Source organism: Bacteroides fluxus YIT 12057 (assembly GCF_000195635.1).
Classification (GTDB): Bacteria; Bacteroidota; Bacteroidia; order Bacteroidales; family Bacteroidaceae; genus Bacteroides; species Bacteroides fluxus.
This window is the reverse complement of the sequence record NZ_GL882646.1, coordinates 48,440-55,232: the sequence shown is the minus strand read 5'-3', so window position 1 is coordinate 55,232 and position 6,793 is coordinate 48,440. Positions and strand designations below refer to the sequence as shown.

At 40.6% G+C, this 6,793-nt stretch carries 4 protein-coding genes and 1 pseudogene; 1 reads left to right on the top strand and 4 read right to left on the bottom strand.

The window, feature by feature from the left end:
* The 4 genes and pseudogenes from HMPREF9446_RS11450 to HMPREF9446_RS11435 all read right to left on the bottom strand — a co-directional run.
* Positions 1–980 (bottom strand): annotated as a pseudogene (locus HMPREF9446_RS11450) (hypothetical protein); the annotation flags it as partial.
* On the bottom strand, positions 964–2,685 hold the full coding sequence (locus HMPREF9446_RS11445) for a restriction system-associated AAA family ATPase (RefSeq protein WP_009125822.1): 1,722 nt from the start codon (positions 2,683–2,685) through the stop codon (positions 964–966). The gene HMPREF9446_RS11445 and the pseudogene HMPREF9446_RS11450, both read right to left, overlap by 17 nt.
* Positions 2,660–4,051: a restriction endonuclease subunit S gene (locus tag HMPREF9446_RS11440; protein WP_039969213.1), complete on the bottom strand. Its 1,392-nt coding sequence runs from the start codon at positions 4,049–4,051 to the stop codon at positions 2,660–2,662. The genes HMPREF9446_RS11445 and HMPREF9446_RS11440 overlap by 26 nt, the downstream gene beginning before the upstream one ends.
* A complete protein-coding gene (locus HMPREF9446_RS11435; RefSeq protein ID WP_009125820.1) occupies positions 4,051–5,505 on the bottom strand; it encodes an HsdM family class I SAM-dependent methyltransferase in 1,455 nt (484 codons plus the stop codon). Before HMPREF9446_RS11435 ends, HMPREF9446_RS11440 begins: the two co-directional genes overlap by 1 nt.
* 234 nt (positions 5,506–5,739) lie before the next feature.
* Here HMPREF9446_RS11435 and HMPREF9446_RS11430 point away from each other — a divergent pair, with 234 nt between their 5' ends.
* Complete coding sequence (locus tag HMPREF9446_RS11430) at positions 5,740–6,777, top strand: alcohol dehydrogenase (RefSeq protein WP_039969225.1); 1,038 nt, start codon at positions 5,740–5,742, stop codon at positions 6,775–6,777.
* The last annotated feature ends 16 nt before the right edge of the window (positions 6,778–6,793 follow it).

Below are 6,793 nucleotides of genomic sequence, written 5' to 3'. Positions count from 1 at the left end.
ATCGTGTATTGGATGATAGTTGCGGATTTTAGGATATTGATGATCTCATTGTGAGGCATACCTCCTTGTTTGATCATTCTGTATTGCTCCAAATTGTTTTTCATATTGGGTGAGCAACATTCTGCTTTATATCGGGTGTCTATGTCGTACAGCCTTTTCCAGTTGCTGAGTTCTTGGGGATGATCGTTGCAGTCTATTTGCATGTCGATGTCCTGTGGCTGTATCTTCTCCAGGTCGCAATTGCCCTGTACCTTGATTTTGATTCTAATTTCCGGAATATCATGTCTGAATGGATAAAAGGCTTTGATCCGTTCTTTGCCGGCTCTTCCGGGCTTTTGTATGAATAGGGTATCTTTATCGTGTTTATACCTGTTGCAATGCTCGCAAGTTGGAACAAGATTGTGGGTGTTTAATGTGGTGAAAGGGTATAGTGACTGAGGCAGGAAGTGGTCGAAAGGACTTCGTATGGAATTGTACCGGTTCGAAATTCTATCCAGTCCACAGCAGTGGCATGTGGTGTCACACCCTACAATATTCTTATAATAATCTTTCAGCGTCGGATATTTCTTCTGGGATGTACTTTTGAGGGTTGCATTTTGGTATAGATTGGAGCAAAACTTCCGGATGCAATCTGATAATCCTTTGTTTATCCGGGATAGTTCATAATAGGTTACAGGTTGGTGGATGCCGATACAGAGTTCACGAATCTGGTTGTTTACCGATACAGCCCGGCGCAAGGTTTTGATATCTTGACCGGGTAATCCCTGGACTATCTGGTAAATGGCGCTTAATGTGTCCAGTAAATTGCCATGATTTTTCAGAAAATCTTTGTAGAAGTCAACCTTGACCATATCAAGAGTGAAATCCGGATAGTGTTCCTTTAATTTAGGAGCCTTGCAGATTACCTCCAGAAATATATAATTGACAAACGACTGCATTTTCCGGATTCTATGTCTGATTAGCTTAAATGGTATGAGCATCGTCTTCTTGATTTGAAAATTCGTATATTAGCAATAACTTCTCAATGGAATCGCCAAGTTCTCTGTTGATATCCTCTATGATATCTTTGAGTTTTTTCCCTTCCTTCAGTTCTTTTCTGTATTTGTTGATTTTATCCAAAGAGTATTTTCCGATGGTGGATGTTTCTTGGAATATGTTGCTTGTAAGCGTATTGACTGAGGTTCCGTATGTCTGATAACCTGACTCTGCCGCTTTTCTGGCATGGACTTTATTGTCCTTGTCCCGGCGGAATATAATAACCTTGTCCGAAGGACAGTCGGATATGATGTATGCGGAGTGGGAGGTGAGCAGAATGTCTTTTGTCAGGTTATTGTCTCCCCCGTTTTTGAGACATCCCTCTAGTATCTGGATAAACTTGGATCGCCATTCCGGATTGAAATGGGTTTCGGGTTCGTCCAGCAATAGCAGGGCGTTCCTGTTTTTGAGCATCAGGCATATTCCCATAGCATGCAATAGTTGATGCTCGCCGTCGGAAAACTCACGCAACAGCAATTCTTTGCTTCCAGAATCTTCCTTTATATTCTTCTTGATCATAAAGTCCAGAAAATGAAATACGTCTTGCAAAGGATTGGCATCCGGCATTTTGCCGTGTGTATATACGCCTTTGGATTTATAAATATCTTGTTTGATGTCTTCTCCGATAAAATTGTAATTCAATTCGTAAAGCACTTGGAAGAAGCGAAAGCAGTCGAATGCACTTCCAAACATCTTAGAGAAGGCACGACGGGTATTTGCATCTACCAAAAAATCCAGGACAAGGACGGATGGCGGGCTTTCGGGGTTGCCGGGAGTATGTTCATGAGTCTGGTACCAGCATGTGGCACAGCCTTTGAGTATGTTTATCTTGTTGCTGATGTGGTCGGTGACAAAAGGAGCTTTCTCAGAAGTGATGTGGTTTGAGAGTATTTGCATGTTGATGTTCATGCGAAAACTTACAATGTCTTCTATGCCTAGCTCTCTGGTCAGGAAAGACAGGGTCGTTTCCCGGTTTTCGAACAGAAGGCAAGATAACAATACAGCCTGGCTCATGCCTTCGTCAATATAGATCAAGCTGTTTTCCGGATATTGGAATTCCAATCCGTTTTCGAAGTCGTTTCTATATTTGTCAAAATTGATCAGACGGCTTTTACGAAAAGGGATGCTTAGTATTTCATTCTCACCGGATGAATATCCTGCTATGATATCCGGCAAGTAGTTTTTTCCCGGAGCGGCTTCTATTCTCTTGCCGTTTTCATCTGTCGGGGCGAGTATGTCTATTCTTCTAAAAGGAGATGCCGGATTTCCATACTCTTTGATATACAATGATGGTACACGACCGGCTTCTTTGGTGATTTGCACATGAACGTAGTTTTCTATATTGTATCGGCCGTTCCAGTCCTGGATTAGATATTCCAGAAAATAGGCATCGGGAAAACCTTCTTCGGGATTGAAGTCGAAATTGTCGGGAAGAAACTTGCACGAACAGCATTCCAGATGAAAGAAAATGGAAGCCAAGGCTTCGAGTACATTGGATTTGCCTGTCCCGTTGACACCTACAAGGCAAAAAGGGTTGAATTTGTCCCAGTCCACGTCTTCATAGGAGTGGAATTGTATCGTAAAACCTGGATACAGGCTTCGGAAATGTTGCTGGGAATTATCGTTAATTGTAAGTTTCAGTAGTTTCATTTATATGGAGATTCATCTTGTTTTTCTTCGGATCATATTCCTGCATGACGAAACCCTCTTTTAAAAGTGCAAAAAGCACTTTTTGAGCACGGTTGTACATGTCTATGTCAGGAAATTCTTCTTCTTCGCGTGAAATCTTTCGTATCAGTTCATTAACTAATGGAACATCTTTAAAAGCTGAATAATCGTAATTGCCGTTTTCCGGATCTATCCTGGCTAGCAGAGCGTTCAAATCTGGCTTTATATGTATAATCTCTTTTCCGGAAAAAAGATCATTGGAAGCAATGGATATAAATTGGCGGAGTCTCGATAATTGTTTCGTCATCCTATCTTCCATTTGTCTGAGAAAAAGAATGTTTTTTTCAAACTTGTGTTGCAAAGCGAGATCCGGACAAGGAATTATGAATTGCTTCAGCTTCTTGGTAGTTATGCTCGACATGGTTGGCAATGTCCCTCCGAAGTAACTTCTAAGTTGTTTGTTGAAATTTTCGTCATTTAATAGGTAAGTGAGGTAAACTCCTGATATTTTTTTAGGATTACAACAGATGCGAAAGATGGTATCCGGTATGGTCAGGTTGGCTATATCATCATATACGTATGCTGCTGAACCAATAAGCTTGAGACTGTTCTTCCTTGAGAAAAGTACATCTCCCTTTTGTATGTAATGTGAATCTTTTACAAATTGTTTGTGGAGAAACCTTTTATTCTGGACCGGGTCGAATTCTCGTCTGGTAATGGCTGTTTGAGTAAGCTGGGCTAATTGCTCTTTACTCTCGCGGGGAACATTCTGTGTCTGATAATTTCCGCCTCCATGAATAGTCACGAGGTTATGGAAGGGGGTGGAAAACAGAAACTTTCCTTTATCCAAGACGGGATCGCCGAAAAAATTCAGGAACATTACTTTTTTCAGTTTGGAAACCAACAGTAAGTTTGTTCCCCTTTTTTGAATGAGTGTTTCTATTTTATGGAGCGTACCGATTATTCTCTCTTGGGTTTCAAGACTATTCAATGGAATTTCAATCTTCTGTATGGACTGCCTGGAGAAACTCTTTTTCTCTTCATGTTCTAGAAGAGATAAGTTTCCGAGCAGATAGAAATATACATATTGGGGATCAACCTGTGTGAAGCAATTTCTATTGGCCTTTGCAATCATAAAATCGTTGGTTGCCGAGAAAGAGCCGTTGCAATAGTATATGCTGACCGGAACGGTCTTGCTGATAATCAAAGCTGGACCGTTGAACATGCTCTGGTCTGTTCTTTGAGGAAATTGCTGTCCGGTAGTGTATAATGGATATTTTCCCCGGTTTCTTCCTTTTTCTGCTTTTATCTTGGGAGCAGGAACGAAACTGAATATTTCTCCAAACATTATTTTTTCCATATAAACGTAGATTCAAGTTCGTTTAGTATGTTCTGTATGTCTCTTTCATTGTGGATGATTTCTTGCATCATCTCACAAACGTCACCATGGTCCTGTCTTTCATAGTTGAACTGCTTATAACGGCTATAACTCAGATTATAATCATTTCTTTGGATTTCTTCAAATGAGACGAAAAAACAGGTTTCGGTTCTTTTGTTTTGAGAATTATATAGCCTTTCTCGGAAAGCTTTTACAACTTCGGGAAGCGGAAATTCTTTCGTGCGCCGTTTGGCTCTGTCATTTGTATATCCGTCGTTCTGCAATTCATAGAACCATACGTCCGGTCTGTTGTTATGTTCATCCTTGCTCAATATAAGTATGGATGATTTAGCTTGCGTATTTAGAAAAATTCCAGAAGGTAAGGATATCACCCCTTCTAACCTGTACTGCGTGAATAATTTTTTGCGACATTGCATATGCTGCGAGTTAGTATTGGATAGAAAACCTTCAGATACGATAATGGTTGCTCTTCCCGTTGGAGATAAAGTATCGGCAATTTTATCAATAAAGACTATTTCTGCATTTTTTATTACCACTTCATTGATTTGATGCGGCTTATTGAATTTTTGTCCGAAAGGGGGATTGGCGATTATAACGTCGAAATGTTCAGAAATGTTGTCCTGTATAAAATTGTTGGGTTGCAGATTGGCTTTTTTTATTCCTCGTAACTGAAAACTCAAGGCAGACAATAATAATTGTTGGGGGTTGGGATCACTTCCATTGAGCGTGTCCGGTGATGGCAGGTTTGCCATCAATGAATATCGAAGAGTACTGAAACCGTCATTGTCTGTATCAATAACATCTTGATTCTGGCTTTCATACTCTTTTATCATAATTCTTTCATAAACACTGAGCAGCAATCCTCCGTTTCCGCACATCGGGTCGTAGATGCGGTCTGAATAATTGATTTGGGTAAGCGAAGCCATGAGATAGCGGATATGCCTTGGAATGTAAAGATTCTGGAATTTTTCTGGCTTTTTCATAATCTTTTCATATAGGTCGTCAAAGATGGCACTATCGATGTCGTAATAGGTGATGGTTCCGTTGAGTGAACTTCCGAGGTTTTCGGTTTCTTTATAAATAGAGTTTATAATATCCACACATTCACTTACTATCTCTATTCTGTTAATCTTAAATTCAAAGTCTTGGATGATGTAGCGAGGGAGATTGTAAGAATCGGCTGTTTGCTGCTGTATGTGGACAATCTGTTCTCGTATCTCATCAATTGCCGGTGAATGGCCTTGTTGTTTTATCTGTTTCCAAAGATTAGGATTTTCTCTTTTAAGAAGCAGCAAATAGGCTATCTGAATGACTATATGTATAGATTCAATGCCTGATTTTTCATTCAGCACATTGAACAGTCTGTCTGTGAGTTTTATTATAAGATTGTTTTTCGGTAGCATAATGGTTGATATTTGTCTGTTGGTTCAGTTTGGAAATCTTAGCCTTTTCCATCTTTGTCATGGATAGTGCATTCACAAAAATAATAATTCTCGTTGAAAAAAACATTCTATATGCAAAAAAAATGTAGTATGCGAGGATAAAGAGGTTAAGTAGTATTTACGCAAGGGGCATTTGTGGATTTTGCGGTTGAAGTTACTATCTTTGCAAATAAACAGATTAACAAATTGAATATTATGCTTGCATATACATACGTTGAACATGGTAAATTTGAATTGCAGGAAAAACCGATGCCGGAATTGGCGGATTCACAGGATGCGATTGTGCGTGTGACGCTTGGCAGTATCTGCACTAGTGACCTTCATATTAAACATGGCAGTGTGCCGCGTGCTGTACCTGGAATAACGGTTGGACACGAAATGGTAGGCATAGTTGAGCAAGTAGGGGCGGGGGTTACCACAGTGAAACCTGGTGACCGGGTGACGGTGAATGTAGAAACTTTTTGCGGTGAGTGCTTTTTCTGCCGTCATGGGTATGTCAATAATTGCACGGATCCTAATGGTGGTTGGGCTTTAGGTTGCCGTATTGACGGTGGCCAGGCTGAATATGTGAGAGTGCCTTACGCCAACCAGGGGCTGAACCGTATTCCCGATACAGTCAGCGACGAACAGGCTTTATTTGTAGGAGATGTGCTTGCAACGGGATTTTGGGCTGCCCGGATTTCGGAGATTTCCGAGGATGATACAGTGCTTATTATTGGTGCAGGCCCTACTGGAATTTGTACTTTGTTGTGTGCGATGTTGAAGAAGCCGCAGCGGATTATAGTCTGTGAGAAATCTCCGGAAAGAATCCGGTTTATCCATGAGCATTATCCTGATGTGTTGGTGACAGGACCGGAAAGATGTAAGGAATTTGTGCTTGAACATAGTAATAATGGTGGTGCGGATGTTGTGCTGGAGGTGGCTGGTACGGAAGCTACTTTCCATTTAGCATGGGATTGTGCCCGCCCGAATGCAGTTGTCACTGTTGTGGCTCTTTATGATCAACCTCAAGTTCTGCCCTTACCTGATATGTATGGAAAGAATCTGATTTTTAAAACAGGTGGGGTAGATGGTTGTGATTGTGCTGAGATTCTTAGATTGATTGAGGAGGGTAGGCTAAATACTGTTCCTCTTATTACCCATAGATTTCCATTGGATAAGATAGAGGAGGCTTATCGTATATTTGAGAATAAGTTGGATGGGGTTGTCAAGATAGCTATATCGGGTGTCTAACCTATATCCAATTTTG